Here is a 15190-nt window from a genome sequence, read left to right on the forward strand (position 1 = left end):
TCCCGCGACCAGTTCCGTCGGCGCGGCATAACACCTTCCGCGCCGCGTTCTCCTACCGCACGTCGAGCGACCCCACGAACGCCAACGGCTGGTCATCGGCGCAGCCGCTGTTCTCGGGCACCATCACCGGCTCCGGCACCGGACCGATCGACCAGGCACTCATCGCTGACGCCACGAACATGTACCTGTTCTTCGCCGGCGACAACGGCAAGATCTACCGCGCGTCCATGCCCATCGGCAACTTCCCGGGCAACGGGAACCGCCGCAGCGCCTGCCGCAGCGGCATGCCGGCGCACCACGCCGCCGCCACGTCGACGACGGCATCGAGGCTGCCTGCGGTGCCCTCGCCTCGGATGCGAGGACCCCTTGCGATGCCGATGCCGAACTGGCGCTCGGCGGGGCTCAAGTACGCAGACATCCGCTGTGCCCCGCACTCGATGACGGCGAACCGCCACGCGCCCAGGTGTTCGTAGCCGGCCGGTGTCGAGACGTTCCCGACGTCGACGCCACGGCGTGCCGCGGCGGCAGACACCGCCCGCGCGAGGGTGCCGTGCGCGACCACCTCGGGGTACAGCTCAGCCTCCACGGACACGTCCCGGATTGTGCGCATATGAGGCCCGGGTTCTCAAGGACGGAGCGCGCCGCGTCGAGATCACGCGCTACGCATCCACATCGCGTACCGCGTCGGGGTGTGCTGTTGAGAAGGCCGGCGTATGAGTGGAAGGTGCCCCCTGTTGCTGGCACCGACGTGCCGCACCTTCCACCGCCGCGGTGGCCGCTTCACACACGTTGCGCGTTCCGCGAAATCATTCAACGTGCGTTTCGCGCCACGGTCCGAGGATACGCCGCATCGATAGGCGTCTGTCAACGTGTGTTTGTCGGTGCGGTGCAAGTTGCGCTCGTGTTGAGTAGATCGGCGGGGCGGTCCACGTACTGACGTTGCCCTATACTTGGGCACCACAGCTGTTGATCGAAGATCGTCTGTGCGGACGCAGACGTGGCCTGACCTGGCAGCGTCAGGCCAGGACGGTAGGAGCCAGCCATGGAGAGACGACGCTCCCTGGCAGATCGCCTGAATCTGCTCTTCGCGACCTTCAAGCCCAACGACGGCGCCAACCGCGCCCGCTCCGACGGGGAGTACTTCAACAGCGAGATCGCCGAGCGGATCAACAAGGGAGCGCTTGCCGACCGGCTCAAGCAGGAGATGGACGCGCCGGTCACCATCAGCGGGGCTTACATCGGTGAGCTGCGCAGCGGCAAGGCCACCGACCCGCGGCTGAGCCACCTCAAGGCGCTCGCTCTGGCGTTCGGCGTACCGACGACGTACCTCGTCTCCGCCGACGACGATCCGGCGCTGGATGACGTCGAGAGCGACCTCTCGCGCCTGCGTACCATGCGCGAGCTGAACGTGCAGAAGGTCGTCCTGCGTGACGTCATCGGCCGCACCGGGCTGTCCTCGGCCAGCCAGCACGCGCTCAACTCCGTGCTGGCGCAACTGCTCGAACTGGAAGGCATCGAGAATCCTGATTCGCCCGGCCAGGGTTCGCGGGGGACGCCGGCGTGACCCAGCACCTGGTCGCGGTGTGGGCGCGACCGCCACGTGCCGTTTTGGAGGATGAACGAAGCGGTGGACGGATGAGATGGGCACGGCTGCGCTGGCGCAGCAGCGTCGTCGCCGGGCTGTCCCTGCCGAGGCGCGTCACCCCGGACTCCCTCTGCGACGTCGTCAGCGAGCGCGTGGGCAAGCCGATCCACCGGCTCTACGTGGCGATGCCGCCCGAACTGCCCAGCGGCTGGGTCGCGGTGCGCGCGACGAGCCTGAGCATCATCATCGACGCCGCCGCGCCGCGCTGGCTGCGCGACATGGTGCTGTGTCACGAACTCGCCCATCTGGTCCACGGCCACCATCTGCTCGAACTCGACGATCCCGAAGCCATCCGGCGGCTGCTGCCCAGCCTCGATCCGGCGGCGGTGCGCACCACCCTCGGCGAGCCGGTCGAGGGCACGCTCGCCCGCACCTGTTTCGAGGGTGCCGTCGAGCGCGAGGCCGAGGAGCTCGGCACCGAACTGTTCGAACTGCTCAACCCGTGGCGCGGTGAACAGCGCTGGGACGTGCCCGAGCGCGCCGCCGGCGTCATCACCCGCATCGAACGGGCACTCGGAGATCAGGAATGAGGCCGGCGTGAACGGCGTGCTGTATCCGCTCGCCGCCGCCCTCGCCTGGATGGCGCTGGCCTACCGGCTCGTGCGGGGCCTACGGCAGGATCCGCGGGATCCGTCGCTGTACTCCGTCGGCACGGCGTTCGCGCTGCTCGGCGTCATCTTCACCGTGTCGACCCCCGCGGTGTGGGCACGGATCGACCATGCCGCGGCGATCCCCAACCTGTCACTGCTCATCAGCCAGGGCTGCGTCATCGCCTTCTCGGGCACGATCCAGTGCATCATCATCTTCTGGACGCATCCGTACGTCGAGGGCTGGCGGCGGGCGCGCTGGCGGATCGCCTGGGTGCTGGGCGTCCTGATCGCGATGACGGTGCTGTTCACCGCCGCCGGCCGGCAGGGCGAGCACCCGACCGACGCCGCGGCGACCTACGCCCGGGACCCGGTCTACGCGGCCTACCTCGGCTGCTACATCGCGATGGTGTCGCTCGGCTTCACCGACATCGTCCGGCTGTGCCTGCCCTACGCGCGCGCCGCCGGCCGCGTGTGGCTCAGCCGCGGCCTTCGGCTCACCGCCACCGGCGCCGGCCTCGGCCTGCTGTACTGCGCGGTCCGCGCGGCGACCCTTGTCGAGGGCCTGCTCGGCACCGACCCGGAGCGGCTCGAAGCGCTCGTACCGATATTCGCCGCGCTCGGCGCGATGCTCGTCATCGTCGGCCTGACGCTGCCGTCGTTCGGCCCGCGGCTGTCGCGCATTGCCGCATGGCACGTGCAGCGTCGTGCGTACCGTCAGATGTATCCGCTGTGGGAAGCGATCACGGTCACCGTCCCCGAGGTCGTGCTCGACCCGTCGGCTTCGCCGGACCGCGGCATCCTGCGCCACGTGGACCGGCGGCTGCGGCGGCGGGTGGTCGAGATCGGCGACGGCATCCGCCAGTTGCGCCACCACATGAGCGATACCGTGGCCACGACCGCCGACCCGCGGGCCCGCACCGGCCGGCCCGGGGATGCCGCCGTGCGCGCCGCGCAGATCCTGGCGGCCTGCCTCGCGTACGAGGCGGAGCGCCGGGCACGGTTGGACACGCCTGTGGCGGACGGTACCGCCGATGGGGCGCAACGCGCCGACGAGCAACAGCGGCGGGCCCGCTGGGACGCCTGGCGTGCCGCGCTGCCGGCCACCGGCCTTCGTTCGGCGACCCCGGCCGACGCGGGTCCGCAGCCGCCCGCGTCCAGCGCCGACCACGACGACTTCGCAGCGGAGGTGCGCCGGCTCGTCGACGTCGCCAGGGCACTGCGTGAATCATGTAATCCAGCAGCCGGCGACCCGGCCGGCACCAGCCAGATCGGGAGCAGCACATGACCACCGCCGCGATGGACGCGCTGCTGGCGGACCCGCACGGGTTCTACGGGAAACTGCGCGCCGGCGGGCCCGCCCACCAGTTGGCGCTGCCCGACGGTTCACCGGTCTGGCTGCTGACCCGCTACGAGGATGTCCGCGCCGCGCTCGCCGACCCACGGCTTTCGCTCGACAAGCGCAACTCCGGCGGCGGTTGGGCCGGCTTCTCGCTCCCGCCGCGGCTCGACGCCAACCTGCTCAACATGGACGCGCCGGACCACACCCGGATCCGTCGGCTGGTCGCACCCGCGTTCACCCCGCGCCGGGTCGAGGCTCTCCGCCCGCGTGTCCAGCGAACCGCGAACGACCTGCTCGACCGCCTCGCCGCAGACACCGAGGCCGACCTGGTGAGCGGTTACGCCACGCCGCTGTCGATCGCGACGATCTGCGACATGCTGGGCCTGCCCGACGCCGACGTGGACCAGATGCGCGTCTGGACCAACACCCTCATGAGCCCGCCGCCCGACGACCCGAAGGCCCCGGCCCGCTCGGTCATGGCGATCGAACAGTTCCTGGTGGAGCTCATCCGCCGTAAACGCGCCGAGCCCACCGACGACCTGCTGACCGCGATGATTACGGCTCACGACGCCGACGACCACCTCAGCGAGGAGGAGCTCACGTCGCTGGCCTTCCTGACGATCTTCGCCGGCTACGAGAACTCGATCAACCTGATCGGCAACTGCGTCCTGGCCCTGCTGCGGCACCCGCACCTGCTCGACGACGTCCGCGACGATGCCGACCTGCGCCGTGCCGCGATCGACGAGACCCTGCGGCACGAGCCCGCGGCACAGCTCTCGATCCGGCGGTTCGCCCTGGAAGACCTGGCCTACGGCCCGGTGACGATCCCCAAGGGCGCCACGGTCCTGCTGAGCCTGGCGGCCGCGAACCGCGACCCGTCGGTCGTCGACGACCCGGACGCGTTCCGCCTGCGCCGCCCGAGCGCGCCGCACCTGGGCCTTGGCCACGGTCCGCACCACTGCCTCGGCGCGGCTCTGGCCATCCTGGAGGCCGATGTGGCCGTCGGTGAGCTGCTTCGACGCCACCCGCGCCTGACCCTGGCGGAGCCGTCTGACGGTCCCGCGTGGCGCCGCTCGTTCCGCAGCCGGTCCCTGTCGACACTGCGCGTCACGTTGAAAGGCTGAAACGGGCCGTACCCCAAAAGGGGACCGGCATCCACGGGGGAAGACGCCGGTCCCACCGATCACTCTACGACACATGATCCCATCTACCAAGCTCTATTTGGCGGCAACCTGGGCCTGGCGGATCATCGCGTCGACTTCGGGGTCGGGCATGAGCTCCCGGACCTCTTGCGCGCAGCGGCAACTGGCGGCGAACTTGGCAGCCCACGTCAGCGCCTCTTCGCGTGAGGCCACGTCGAGGACCACGAACCCGCCGACGACCTCCTTGGTCTCCGGGTATGGGCCGTCGGTGACCAGCCCGTCCGTGCCCACGACGCTCGCCCTCTGGCGCTGCGCCCGCTCGGTGATCCTGCTCGACCGGCCGGTTGCCGACGAGTTCGTCGCGGTCGTCATCGGCGCCGGCTACGGCCGCGCGGTGTGCGCCCGCACCGGCCCGGACGGCGGCCTGCACACCCTCAACGACCTGCCGGCCGTGGCCGAGGTCACCCGAGCCCTGCTCCTCCGGCACGGGTAGCCGCGGACTGGCGGGGACGGTGTGACTTGATCGCGGTCACCAGAGCCGGGACAGCCAGCGCAGCAGTACCGTCGTGCCGGCCGCCGCGAGCAGGAGCGCGCCGCCGATCAGCAGCAGCACCCACCGGTCCCGCAGGAAGTCGCTGCCGCCCTCGGCGACCGGTCGCGGGGTGCCCGTCGCGGCCCGCTCCGGCACGGGGGTGGCGGTCATGCCCGCCTCCAGCGCGAGCAGCGGCAGCGCCTCGGCAGCGTCGAGGATCGTGCCGCGCGAGTCGTCCAGCAGCCGGTTGGTCCCGGCGTCCACCCGCTCAAGACCTGCGGGGTCCAGTCCCTTGCCGAGCCCGGCGCTGACCGCGATCGCGTACTCGGCATAGTCCTCGAACTGGGAGTTGTCCGGGTAGTCGTGGTAGGTACCGCGTACCTCGATCCACTTCGGGCAACGGTCCGGGTGCTCGGCGACGCGCACCCCGACGCCGAGGTTGGACCCGGAGCTGACCGGTGTCTCGTCGTCCAGCAGGTACCAGCCGTAGCAGATGCCGTGCGCCTCCGCGGCGCGGGTGAGGTCGTCGGCGACGGACTCGGCGGCGGCATGGTGCGCGGACCCGTCATCGTGGCCGGAGGCGTGCGTCATGAAGTACGCGATCGCGCCGGCCATGACGGCGCCCACCACGCTCACCCAGACGATGTCGATGACCTTCTGGCGGCGCATCAGCTACCGCTCCGGTTCGACCAGCCGCTGTCGCCCAGCGTGCCCGCGTAGCGGGGGTAGGCGGTACGCACCGGCTCCACCAGGATCAGCGTGCCGGTGCCGTCGGGCCGCAGCACGACCGAGTCGGTGGAGTAGCGCAGGTAGACGCCGGAGCCGTCGGCGTACCGCCCGGCCGGTGACCAGGCCCACGAGATCTCCTGGGCGACCTTGCTGGGCGGCCGGTCGCTGGTGTACGCGAGCGCCTCGCCGCCGATGTCGCGCGCGGCGGCGCGCTGGTAGTGCCCGGCCACGTACGAGCGCGGCGACAGCCCGCCGCCGGAGCACACGGCGACGCCGAACAGCAGGAGGCCGGCGGCGGCGAGACAGGCGGGAATGAGGTACCAGATGCGGTTCATGGGTTCCTTCGGGGCCGGGTCGCGACTCGGCCAACGACCGTACCAAGCACGGTTCGACGGCGTCGCCGTATCGTCGGGCAGCCGACTGCGGCCGAGAGGTACCTGCGGGTGTATCCGGCCTGCCACGGCCAGCTGGGTCGGGACGTCGACCGGACCGGCTAGACGATCCGGTGCCCGTATTCGGCGGCGAGCGGGGCCAGGTCCGGCTCGCCGTACTCGGCGACCATGGCCTTGAACGCCGCGGCCTTGCCATCGCCGAAGCGGGCCACGGCCGCGGTGTACGCCGCGGCCGACACGAAATGCGGCGGCGTCGACTTGCTGTGGAACTTGTCGGCGTACATGACGAGTCGCTCCTCCGCGGTCTCGGCCACGTAGTCCCCCAGCGGCAGCGGCAGGTCCTGCCGCCGCACGTCGTCGCGGGTGAGGCCGACGCCGGTGTGGTGCGAGCAGAACCGGGCGAGCGGCTCGGGGAAGCCCAGCTCGGCGAGGACCTCGTGGCCGAGCAGCCCGTGCCGGATGTACGCGTCCACTGGGGCCAGGCGGTACACGCCGATGTCGTGCAGCAGGCACCCGGCCCGCACAAGGGCCGCGTCGACGCCCGGCCCCATGAACTGCTCAGCTATTCGGGCGACTATCTCGCAGTGGACGTACACGAGGTCGAACGCGGCCGGAGTCGGGGCGAGCCGCTCGTGCAGCGCCCGGATCTCGTCGTCGCCAGGGATCCTCACGAGAAAGATCCTGCCGCACGACCGGGCGCGGCCGGCGCCCGGCTTGTAGCCGGCGACGCCACCACGCCATAGCATCGAAGCACCGACATGGCGGGGGGCTGCGGATGCGATTTCGGAGCTCGCGGCCGCTGCGGATGCTCATTGCGGCCACCGCGATCCTGACCCTGGCCCTCATGCAGTACTACGTGTTCCATCGCCCGTTCGTGGTGATCCTTGCCTTCATGGTGTCGGTCTTCGGCCCGATGGTCCTGTTTCGCTGCCTGGATGAAGCGGCGCAACGGCGACGGACCCGTGCGCAGCAGGCTCCGACCGGGGAAGACCGAGATACCTCCGGCGGCCAGGGCAACCCGCCCTGAAATGGACGGTGACCGCCAGAGCGCGGAGCTTCCCGACCGCAAGAAAGAGCCGTCGACGTCGCGTTGTCCCAGGTAAACGGCCCGCTCTGGTCGATAAGGTTGAATGATCGCCATGACGGTCCCGGAACGTTACGGTCAATCGGTCCTGAGTCCCGACTGGCACCGAGAGCGAGAGCGACTCATCGCGATGGCGGAGGTCGCCGACCGCACCACCACGCGGGTTCTCCACGAACTCGGTCTGTGCCCCGATTGGCACTGTCTGGAGATCGGCGCAGGTGCCGGCACAGTCGCGACGTGGCTGGCAGGACAGGTCACCGACGGCAGCGTCCTGGCGACCGACATCGACACCCGATGGCTTGAACCCACCACCGCGCCCAACCTGAGCGTCTCGCAGCACGACGTCGTCTTCGACCCGCTACCCGAATCGGCGTTCGACCTCATCCATGCCAGATTCGTACTGGAACATCTCCCCGAACGGGACACCGTCATCGCCAAGCTGTGCCGGTCGTTGCGTCCCGGTGGCCTGCTGGTGATCGAGTCCATCGCCAGTTTCCCCGTCGACTCATCCGCCACACCGGCCTTTCGCGACGCCATGCGCGCCATCGAATCGACTCTGGCCGCGACCATCGGCACCGACTCCGCATGGTCGCGCACCTTCCCCGCGCCCCTGCAACAGCATGGACTCGCACAGGTCTCAGCCTCGGTGCACATCCCGGCAACCGGTGGCCGGAACGCCTCGGCTCAATGCTGGTCCCACACCCTCACCCAGCTACGCCCCCGGATCGCTGACCACACGCCCGAAGCGCTACCCGCGGTCGACGAAACGCTGCGTCTCCTGGACGTTCCGGACTTCTTCGATTTCGCCTTCGCTACAGCGATCTGCTGGGGCCGCAACCCAGAACTCGGCAGCCCGGCATCGAATGATTGAAGCGCGCAGCAAGGAGCGGCGTCACAGCGAGATGCACGCGGTCGTGACCGTGACCGGCGCGCCCTTCCAGACCACGCCGTCGAGGGTCACCTGCAACGACTGGATCGTGGCCGTGGCGATGCCCCGGCCGCCCTTGCCGCCTTCGGCATCGGCCGGCGGCGACCACCGGTCGAACAGGACCAGGCCCGCGATGAGCACGAGCACGAGCCCGGCCACCCCGGCCGCCGCCCACACCGGCCGGCGCCACCGGGCGGAGGCCTTGGGCGAAGGCGCTTCCTCGACGCCCGCCGGGTGGCCGGACCGGAGCCGGAGACGCCGACACGGGAAACGCCGGAGCCGGAGATGTCGCCCGGCCGTCGATCTTCGCCGATGGAGCGTCCGAGCTTAGCGTGGGGGGCCGACCTTCCGTCGTATCCCAGGATCAGCACGCCGTCCGGTCACCCTGACCGGCGCACGGCTGGAGGAGCGGGCCGGCCGCGCATACGCCACTGCCAGGGGCCAACCTGGGCGAGACCCCTGCTGGCCGCGGGCCATCCGGAGATGGCCTGCGGCCAGCAGGCAGACGCGGTCAGCTCGGCAACCTTGGCCGCGCACGTGCCGGGCCGAGCCGCCTACCTTGCGCTGAGCGGCATCGAGGCCGGGGTGACCGGGGCGGGCAGGCGTCCACCGTCCCCGAGGTACTGGTGGACCGCCGCGGCAGCCGAGCGGCCCTCCGCGATCGCCCAGACGATCAACGACGGCCCCCGGCGGGCGTCGCCGGCCACGAAGACGCCCGGCGCCTCGGTCTGCCAGTCGGCGCCGGCGTCGATCGTGCCGCGCCCGTTGCGGGTGAGCTTCGCCTGGGCCAGGTGCGGTCCGGGCTGCGTACCGCCGAACCCGATCGCCAGCAGCGCCAGGTCGGCCGGCACCTCGCGTACCGTGCCCTCGACCTCACTCAACGTGAAGCCGGGGCCGACGAGGACGTCGACCAGCTCGACCGCGCGCAGCCGCCCCTCGTCGTCGCCGATGAAGCGGCGCACCGCGCAGCCGAAGTTGCGCTCGCCGCCCTCCTCGTGCGCCGAGCCGCTGCGCAGCATGGTCGGCCAGGTCGGCCAGGGGTCGCGGCCGCCGTCCCGCCGCGGCGGGGGCAGCGGTGCCACCTCCACCAACTGCACGCTGGCCGCGCCCTGCCGGTGCGCGGTGCCGAGGCAGTCCGCGGCCGTGTCGCCGCCGCCCACGACGATGACGTTCAGGCCGGCCGCGTCGATCGGCGGGGTGTCCAGCGAGCCGGCGACGACCCGGTTCGCACCCTCCAGGTACACCATCGCCTGGTGAATGCCGGCGAGCTCACGACCGGGGGTGCTCGGCACGTCACGCGGGTCGAGGGCGCCGCAGGCCAGGACGACGGCGTCGTGCCGCTCGCGCAGCTCGGCCAGCGAGACGTCGACGCCGACCTCACAGCTGGTGACGAACTCCACTCCCTCGGCGGCGAGCTGAGCGGCCCGGAGGTCGATGTGGCGCTTCTCCAGCTTGAAGTCGGGGATGCCGTAGCGGAGCAGGCCGCCGACGGCGTCGTTGCGCTCGTACACGGTCACCGCGTGTCCGGCCCGCGCCAGCTGCTGCGCGGCGGCCATACCGGCCGGTCCGGAGCCGACGACGGCCACGCTGCGACCGGAGCGCGCCGGGACCGTGAAGGGCCGCAGCGGACCGTCATCGGTGAGGCGGTTGATGATCTCGACCTCTACCTGCTTGATCGTGACCGGGTCGTCACCGATGCCGAGGACGCAGGCCGCCTCGCACGGGGCCGGGCAGAGCCGCCCGGTGAACTCGGGGAAGTTGTTCGTGGCGTGCAACGCGTCCGCGGCGCGCTCCCAGTCGCCGACGCGCACCAGGTCGTTCCAGTCCGGGATCAGGTTGCCCAGCGGGCAGCCGTTGTGGCAGTACGGAACGCCACAGTTCATGCACCGGCTGGACTGCTCGTGGATCACTCGTTCCTCGACGCGCTGGTACACGTCGCGCCAGTCGGCGACCCGCTCGGGCACCGGACGCAGCAGCGGCAGCTGCCGGCGGTACTTCATGAACCCCATCGGATCAGGCATGACTGACCTCCGTTGCCTGGCGGTGCATCCGGATCGCGACGGGACAACACTGGCCCGAAATGTGAGACGGCCGTTCCACTTTTGTGAATCGCCACCCTAACCGAACTGCCCGGGTGTCTCACAAGAGCCAGAAGAGCCAAGTGCGCCACACCCGCCACCGCGGCGCCACCCGGCCGCCGCCGCGACGACGGCGCTGAGCCTGGCCCCGAGGCCCATCCGCGGTCGTCAGGCGCTCCTCAGGCCGGCTCGGCGGGTCTGCAGGAAGGCACGCTCGGTCTCGTTGGTGGCCAGGGCCATGGCCTCGTCGTATGCGGCGCCGGCCTCGGCGTCGCGGCCGAGCCGGGCCAGCAGTTCGGCCCGCGTGGCGGGGAGCCGGTGGTAGCCCGGCAGGTCGACGCCCTCGAGCGCGGCGAGGGCCACCGCCGGTCCGTGTACCTCGGCGACCGCGACCGCGCGGTTGAGCGCGACGATCGGGGTCGGCACGAGCGCGAGGAGCTGGTCGTAGAGGGCCAGGACCTGCGGCCAGTCGGTGGCGTCGCCGTCGGTGTGGACGGCGTTGATCGCCGCCTGGATCTGGTACGGCCCGCGCCGGTTGCGTCGCAGGCAGTGGCGGACCAGGTCGTGGCCCTCGGCGATGAGCGCCCGGTTCCACAGCGACCTGTCCTGGTCGGGCAGCGGCACCAGTTCGCCGGCCGGGCCCAGCCGGGCCGGCCGGCGCGCCTCGGTCAGCAGCAGCAGGGCGAGCAGGCCGAGGACCTCGGGCTCGTCGGGCATCAGCGCGGCGAGCTCGCGGGCGAGCCGGATGGCCTCGGCGCACAGGTCCGTCCTGATCAGCGGCCCGGCGGTGGCCGCGTACCCCTCGGTGAACATCAGGTAGAGCACGGTGAGCACGGGCGGCAGCCGGTCCGGCAGCTCGTGGGCCTCGGGCACCCGGTACGGGATGCCGGCGTCGCGGATCTTCTTCTTGGCGCGCACGATCCGCTGGGCGACGGTCGCCTCCGGGACGAGGTACGCCCGTGCGATCTCCGGCACCTCGAGGCCGCCGAGCAGGCGGAGCGTCAGGGCGGTCCGCGCGTCGGGCGCGAGCGCCGGGTGGCAGCAGGTGAAGATGAGGCGAAGCTGGTCGTCCCGCACCGGTCCCACCTCCTGGGGCTCGTCCTGGTGGTACAGCAGCAGGGCCTGCGCGTGGCGGGCCTCGCGGGTCGATTCACGGCGGAGCCGGTCGACGGCCCGGTTGCGCGCGGTGATCACGATCCACGCGCCCGGATTCGGCGGGAGGGTCTCCCACTTCTCCAATGCCGTGGTGAAGGCGTCCTGGACCGCCTCCTCGGCGAGGTTGATGTCGCCGAGGAGGCGGGTCAGGGTGGCGACGCAGCGGCCGTACTCCGCGCGGTAGACGCTCGCCAGATCCATGACGTCAGTCTTGGGAAAGGTCGTCGAAGGGCCGCACCTCCACCGGACCGCAGGCCGTCGCGCACTTCTCGGCCCAGGCCAGCGCCTGGTCCAGGTCCGCGCACCGGATGACCCAGAATCCGGCGAGGTGCTCCCTCGTCTCGGCGAACGGCCCGTCGGTCATGGTGGTCGCGCCACCGTCGACCCGGACGACGGTGGCGCTGTCGTGCGGCAGGAGCCCGCCGCCGAAGACCCACGCGCCCGTGGCCTGCATCTCGTCGTTGATCCGCGCGGTCTCCCGGAACACGATCTGCATCTCGTCGTCGGACGGCACCGGCTCGCCCTCGACGCTGTGCACGGAAATCAGGTACTGCCTCATGATGGTCCTCCGATAGCTCGATGGTGTGATGGCGGCGAGGTCAGGCGGCCAGGCGGCGCGCGACGGCGGGGATCACGATCGCGGCCGCGACCAGGTGGGTGAGCATCAGCAGCGCCTTGGTGGCCGGCGCGGCGTCGGCGATCGCGTCCGGCACCAGCGACAGGGCGGTGAGCACCACCGTCGTGCGGACGAACGCGCGCCGCGGCCGCCGGGCGACCCGGGCCAGCGTCGCGGCGAGGCCCACGCCGACCAGCGAGAAGATGACGGTCAGCACGCCGAACCCGATGACGGGGATCGGCTCACCGCTCATGTCGAGGCTGATCCCCGCCGCATGCCCGGCGGCGGCGACGGCCATGGTGGCGCCGCTCGCGACGACGGCGGCGGCGACGCCGGTCCCGATCAGCGCACCGAAGGTCGGGGTGGCGGCGACGCGGGTCGTGTTCACGGTGGTGGTCATGATGCCCTCCGGCGGTTGCGTGGACCGGCTCCGTGCCGGCCTCTCACCAGTGCGACGAAAGGAACCGGCCCCGATCGACAAGCCCGCCCAGAAATTTTTCCACCGGATACAGCGCTCGCCGGCTGCTTGACACGCGCCCGGCCCCCGAGCACCCTAGTTCTACTAGTAACCTAGTGAAACGGAATTACGGGTGATCGACTTCCACCTCGACGCGCGCTCGGGGATCCCCCCGTACCTGCAGATCGTCAGGCAGGTACGCCAAGCGCTGCTGCTGGGGCTGCTCGCCGAGGGCGACAAGCTGCCCACGGTGAAGGAGGTGGTCGCCAAGGTGGCGATCAACCCGAACACCGTGAGCAAGGCGTACCGCGAACTCGAACACCTGGGCCTGGCCGCGGCAAAGCCGGGCGTGGGCACCTTCATCACCCGATCGCTCGGCCACGCGTCGCTCACCGAGCACGGTCCGCTGCGACAGGAACTGCGCGCCTGGGTGGACAAGGCCCGCGCAGCGGGTTTGACCGAGCCGGGCATCGAGGCGATGTTCCAGAACACCCTGCGCGAGAGCGCCGAAGGGGAGACATGAACGCGATACTGCAGGCCCACGCGCTGGGCAAGCGATACGGTCAGCGCCAGGCGCTGGCCGACTGCAGCCTGGAGATCCCGCCGGGCCACGTCGTCGGCCTGGTCGGGCCCAACGGCGCGGGCAAGACCACGCTACTGAAGATCGCTTGCGGCATGCTCGCGCCGACCACGGGGCGGATCGAGGTGCTGGGCGAGCAGCCCAACGGGGGAACCGCGCAACTGGCCCGGGTCGGGTACGTCGCACAGGACACCCCCACGTACGGGAACCTGTCCGTCGCCGACCACCTGAAGTTCGGCGCCAAGATGAACCCGGGCTGGGACGCGAAGCTCGCGCAGGCCCGCGTCGAGCAGCTCGGCCTGGACCCGAAGCAGAAGGTGAGCAAGCTGTCCGGCGGGCAGCGCGCCCAGCTCGCCCTGACCGTGGCGGTCGCCAAGCGACCCGAGCTGCTCATCCTCGACGAGCCGGTCGCCAGCCTCGACCCGCTGGCCCGCCGCGACTTCCTGCGGTACCTGATGGAGTCGGTCGCCGAGCACGACACCAACGTGCTGCTCTCCTCCCACCTGGTCTCCGACCTCGAACGCGTCTGCGACTACCTGGTCGTGCTGGTCTCCTCCCGCGTGCAGCTCGCCGGCGAGACCGAGGACCTGCTCGCGCAGCACCACCGGATCGTGTGCACGCGGCGGCAGGAGTCCGACCTGCCCGCGGGACTGGAGGTCGTCTGGGCGAAGCACACCGACCGGCAGTCCACGTTCGTCGTGCGAAGCGAGCGCGAACTGCCCGCCGGGGACTGGTCCGCCGAACACCTCGAACTGGAGGACCTCGTGCTGGCCTACATGGAGCGGGCCGTCGATACCGGCCGCGGGGGCGCCGGTCCCGGCGGCCGCACCACGATGCAACCGACGGGAGAAGCGCGATGATCTGGGTAGCCTGGCGGCAGTTCCGTGCCCAGGCCCTCACCGGCCTGGTCCTTCTCGCCGCCGCCGCGATCTTCTTCCTGGTCACCGGGTTGCGGATGCACCACAGCTACGCCGCGGACATGGCCGCGTGCGCCGTGCCGAACGCCTGCGACGGCTCGACCCCCGCGGCGCGGGCGTTGGGGGCACAGTTCAGCCAGCTGCAGCGAAGCTACGAGCCCATGATCCAGCTCCTCCAGCTGCTCGTGATCGCCGTACCGGCGCTGGTCGGCATCTTCTGGGGCGCGCCGCTGATCGGCCGTGAGCTGGAAACCGGCACGCACCAGCTCGCCTGGAACCAGACCGTGACGCGCACCCGGTGGCTCGCGGTCAAGCTCATCGGCATCGGCGCCGCCGCGATCGCCACCGCCGCGCTCCTCAGCTGGCTGATGACCTGGTGGGCCGGGCCGCTGGACGACCTCACGGGCGACCGGTGGGCGGCGATGACCTTCGCCTCACGCGACATCGTCCCGCTCGGCTACGCCGCGTTCGCCTTCGCCCTGGGTACCACGCTAGGCCTGCTGCTGCGCCGCACCCTGCCGGCCATGGCCATCACCCTCGCCGTGTTCGTCGCCGTCCAGATTCTCGTGCCCGCCCTCATCCGGCCCCACCTGCTGCCATCGACCACGACCACCTTCCCGATCAACCAGGTCAGCACGAGCCAGTTCCACGGCTTGCGGGGCTCGCAGACGGACTTCCACTTCGACCTGCCGACCCCGCCGGGCGCGTGGCTGACGTCCCAGCCGCCCGTGCAGAACTCGTCCGGCCAGGTGGTCCGCATAGACGACTACCCCGACTGCTTCCCGAGTCTGAACGGAGGCGACGACCCGGACCTGGGCCAGATCGGCGCCTGCCTCGCCAAGGCCAACCTCCACGAGACGGTCACCTACCATCCCGCGAGCCACTACTGGCCGCTGCAGTGGATGGAAACCGGCATCTTCCTCGCGCTCGCCGGGGCGCTGGCCGGTACCTGCTTCTGGTGGATCCGGCGCCGGCAGAACTGACGGTTCGACTTGAACAGCGTGGG

Annotated in this window: 20 protein-coding genes and 1 pseudogene; 11 read left to right on the plus strand and 10 right to left on the minus strand. The window is 71.1% G+C overall.

The window, feature by feature from the left end:
- Positions 1-44: 44 nt before the first annotated feature.
- Positions 45-254, plus strand: a pseudogene (locus ABD352_RS18500) (non-reducing end alpha-L-arabinofuranosidase family hydrolase); the annotation flags it as partial.
- Here the strand turns inward: ABD352_RS18500 and ABD352_RS18505 are convergent.
- Positions 215-592, minus strand: a complete 378-nt coding sequence (locus ABD352_RS18505) for a hypothetical protein (RefSeq protein ID WP_344613843.1) — start codon at positions 590-592, stop codon at positions 215-217. The pseudogene ABD352_RS18500 and the gene ABD352_RS18505 sit on opposite strands and share 40 nt — an antisense overlap.
- 450 nt (positions 593-1042) lie before the next feature.
- Between ABD352_RS18505 and ABD352_RS18510 the strand changes: the two genes are divergently transcribed.
- Genes ABD352_RS18510 through ABD352_RS18525 form a run of 4 tightly spaced genes read left to right on the plus strand, consistent with a single transcriptional unit; the run spans position 1043 to position 4698 of the window.
- Positions 1043-1564 (plus strand): hypothetical protein, encoded by a 522-nt coding sequence (locus tag ABD352_RS18510; protein WP_344613645.1) that lies wholly within the window; start codon positions 1043-1045, stop codon positions 1562-1564.
- Positions 1561-2175: a M48 family metalloprotease gene (locus tag ABD352_RS18515; RefSeq protein WP_344613646.1), complete on the plus strand. Its 615-nt coding sequence runs from the start codon at positions 1561-1563 to the stop codon at positions 2173-2175. The genes ABD352_RS18510 and ABD352_RS18515 overlap by 4 nt, the downstream gene beginning before the upstream one ends.
- A gap of 7 nt (positions 2176-2182) precedes the next feature.
- Positions 2183-3520 carry an MAB_1171c family putative transporter gene (locus ABD352_RS18520; RefSeq protein WP_344613647.1) on the plus strand — a complete coding sequence of 446 codons (1338 nt, stop codon included), beginning with the start codon at positions 2183-2185 and terminating at the stop codon, positions 3518-3520.
- Positions 3517-4698, plus strand: a complete 1182-nt coding sequence (locus ABD352_RS18525; RefSeq protein WP_344613648.1) for a cytochrome P450 family protein — start codon at positions 3517-3519, stop codon at positions 4696-4698. The genes ABD352_RS18520 and ABD352_RS18525 overlap by 4 nt, the downstream gene beginning before the upstream one ends.
- Positions 4699-4791: 93 nt before the next feature.
- On the opposite strand, the gene ABD352_RS18530 is transcribed toward ABD352_RS18525, so the two are convergent.
- Positions 4792-5007, minus strand: a complete 216-nt coding sequence (locus ABD352_RS18530) for a YciI family protein (RefSeq protein ID WP_425553567.1) — start codon at positions 5005-5007, stop codon at positions 4792-4794.
- Here ABD352_RS18530 and ABD352_RS18535 point away from each other — a divergent pair.
- Positions 5000-5209, plus strand: coding sequence for a hypothetical protein (locus ABD352_RS18535; RefSeq protein WP_344613844.1), 210 nt, complete (start codon positions 5000-5002; stop codon positions 5207-5209). The genes ABD352_RS18530 and ABD352_RS18535 overlap by 8 nt on opposite strands.
- Before the next feature lie 36 nt (positions 5210-5245).
- Here ABD352_RS18535 and ABD352_RS18540 read toward each other — a convergent pair whose 3' ends face one another.
- The 3 genes from ABD352_RS18540 to ABD352_RS18550 all read right to left on the minus strand — a co-directional run bounded on the left by ABD352_RS18540 (position 5246) and on the right by ABD352_RS18550 (position 7040).
- Positions 5246-5917 (minus strand): hypothetical protein, encoded by a 672-nt coding sequence (locus ABD352_RS18540; RefSeq protein WP_344613649.1) that lies wholly within the window; start codon positions 5915-5917, stop codon positions 5246-5248.
- Positions 5917-6312, minus strand: a complete 396-nt coding sequence (locus ABD352_RS18545; RefSeq protein WP_344613650.1) for a DUF4247 domain-containing protein — start codon at positions 6310-6312, stop codon at positions 5917-5919. The genes ABD352_RS18540 and ABD352_RS18545 overlap by 1 nt, the downstream gene beginning before the upstream one ends.
- A 158-nt stretch (positions 6313-6470) precedes the next feature.
- On the minus strand, positions 6471-7040 hold the full coding sequence (locus ABD352_RS18550) for an HDIG domain-containing metalloprotein (protein ID WP_344613651.1): 570 nt from the start codon (positions 7038-7040) through the stop codon (positions 6471-6473).
- A 173-nt stretch (positions 7041-7213) separates the two neighbouring features.
- On the opposite strand from ABD352_RS18550, the gene ABD352_RS18555 reads away from it, so the two are divergent.
- Positions 7214-7396 carry a hypothetical protein gene (locus tag ABD352_RS18555; protein WP_344613652.1) on the plus strand — a complete coding sequence of 61 codons (183 nt, stop codon included), beginning with the start codon at positions 7214-7216 and terminating at the stop codon, positions 7394-7396.
- A gap of 103 nt (positions 7397-7499) precedes the next feature.
- On the plus strand, positions 7500-8324 hold the full coding sequence (locus ABD352_RS18560) for a class I SAM-dependent methyltransferase (RefSeq protein WP_344613653.1): 825 nt from the start codon (positions 7500-7502) through the stop codon (positions 8322-8324).
- 21 nt (positions 8325-8345) lie between these two features.
- On the opposite strand, the gene ABD352_RS18565 is transcribed toward ABD352_RS18560, so the two are convergent.
- The 5 genes from ABD352_RS18565 to ABD352_RS18585 all read right to left on the minus strand — a co-directional run bounded on the left by ABD352_RS18565 (position 8346) and on the right by ABD352_RS18585 (position 12630).
- Positions 8346-8558 carry a hypothetical protein gene (locus ABD352_RS18565; RefSeq protein ID WP_344613654.1) on the minus strand — a complete coding sequence of 71 codons (213 nt, stop codon included), beginning with the start codon at positions 8556-8558 and terminating at the stop codon, positions 8346-8348.
- Positions 8559-8935: 377 nt separating this feature from the next.
- Positions 8936-10402: a glutamate synthase subunit beta gene (locus ABD352_RS18570; RefSeq protein ID WP_344613655.1), complete on the minus strand. Its 1467-nt coding sequence runs from the start codon at positions 10400-10402 to the stop codon at positions 8936-8938.
- 225 nt (positions 10403-10627) lie between these two features.
- Positions 10628-11815, minus strand: a complete 1188-nt coding sequence (locus tag ABD352_RS18575) for an RNA polymerase sigma factor (RefSeq protein ID WP_344613656.1) — start codon at positions 11813-11815, stop codon at positions 10628-10630.
- Positions 11816-11819: 4 nt separating this feature from the next.
- Positions 11820-12173: a YciI family protein gene (locus ABD352_RS18580; RefSeq protein ID WP_344613657.1), complete on the minus strand. Its 354-nt coding sequence runs from the start codon at positions 12171-12173 to the stop codon at positions 11820-11822.
- Between the two features lie 40 nt (positions 12174-12213).
- Positions 12214-12630: a DUF6069 family protein gene (locus tag ABD352_RS18585; RefSeq protein WP_344613658.1), complete on the minus strand. Its 417-nt coding sequence runs from the start codon at positions 12628-12630 to the stop codon at positions 12214-12216.
- A 190-nt stretch (positions 12631-12820) separates the two neighbouring features.
- Here ABD352_RS18585 and ABD352_RS18590 point away from each other — a divergent pair, with 190 nt between their 5' ends.
- From ABD352_RS18590 to ABD352_RS18600, 3 genes are read left to right on the plus strand one after another with little or no spacing between them, the layout of a single operon-like run.
- Positions 12821-13210: a GntR family transcriptional regulator gene (locus ABD352_RS18590; RefSeq protein ID WP_344613659.1), complete on the plus strand. Its 390-nt coding sequence runs from the start codon at positions 12821-12823 to the stop codon at positions 13208-13210.
- A complete protein-coding gene (locus ABD352_RS18595) occupies positions 13207-14127 on the plus strand; it encodes an ABC transporter ATP-binding protein (RefSeq protein ID WP_344613660.1) in 921 nt (306 codons plus the stop codon). Before ABD352_RS18590 ends, ABD352_RS18595 begins: the two co-directional genes overlap by 4 nt.
- Positions 14124-15167, plus strand: a complete 1044-nt coding sequence (locus tag ABD352_RS18600) for an ABC transporter permease subunit (protein ID WP_344613661.1) — start codon at positions 14124-14126, stop codon at positions 15165-15167. Before ABD352_RS18595 ends, ABD352_RS18600 begins: the two co-directional genes overlap by 4 nt.
- Positions 15168-15190: the final 23 nt, after the last annotated feature.

This window comes from Dactylosporangium salmoneum (assembly GCF_039532525.1).
GTDB lineage: Bacteria > Actinomycetota > Actinomycetes > Mycobacteriales > Micromonosporaceae > Dactylosporangium > Dactylosporangium salmoneum.

What these genes read in the sequence shown, in the direction of transcription:
- ABD352_RS18560 (WP_344613653.1), top strand. Translation starts at nt 7,500, where the DNA reads ATGATCGCCATGACGGTCCCGGAACGTTACGGTCAATCGGTCCTGAGT.
- ABD352_RS18585 (WP_344613658.1), bottom strand. Translation starts at nt 12,630, where the DNA reads ATGACCACCACCGTGAACACGACCCGCGTCGCCGCCACCCCGACCTTC.
- ABD352_RS18575 (WP_344613656.1), bottom strand. Translation starts at nt 11,815, where the DNA reads ATGGATCTGGCGAGCGTCTACCGCGCGGAGTACGGCCGCTGCGTCGCC.
- ABD352_RS18525 (WP_344613648.1), top strand. Translation starts at nt 3,517, where the DNA reads ATGACCACCGCCGCGATGGACGCGCTGCTGGCGGACCCGCACGGGTTC.
- ABD352_RS18545 (WP_344613650.1), bottom strand. Translation starts at nt 6,312, where the DNA reads ATGAACCGCATCTGGTACCTCATTCCCGCCTGTCTCGCCGCCGCCGGC.
- ABD352_RS18580 (WP_344613657.1), bottom strand. Translation starts at nt 12,173, where the DNA reads ATGAGGCAGTACCTGATTTCCGTGCACAGCGTCGAGGGCGAGCCGGTG.
- ABD352_RS18600 (WP_344613661.1), top strand. Translation starts at nt 14,124, where the DNA reads ATGATCTGGGTAGCCTGGCGGCAGTTCCGTGCCCAGGCCCTCACCGGC.
- ABD352_RS18570 (WP_344613655.1), bottom strand. Translation starts at nt 10,402, where the DNA reads ATGCCTGATCCGATGGGGTTCATGAAGTACCGCCGGCAGCTGCCGCTG.
- ABD352_RS18540 (WP_344613649.1), bottom strand. Translation starts at nt 5,917, where the DNA reads ATGCGCCGCCAGAAGGTCATCGACATCGTCTGGGTGAGCGTGGTGGGC.
- ABD352_RS18595 (WP_344613660.1), top strand. Translation starts at nt 13,207, where the DNA reads ATGAACGCGATACTGCAGGCCCACGCGCTGGGCAAGCGATACGGTCAG.
- ABD352_RS18555 (WP_344613652.1), top strand. Translation starts at nt 7,214, where the DNA reads ATGCAGTACTACGTGTTCCATCGCCCGTTCGTGGTGATCCTTGCCTTC.
- ABD352_RS18510 (WP_344613645.1), top strand. Translation starts at nt 1,043, where the DNA reads ATGGAGAGACGACGCTCCCTGGCAGATCGCCTGAATCTGCTCTTCGCG.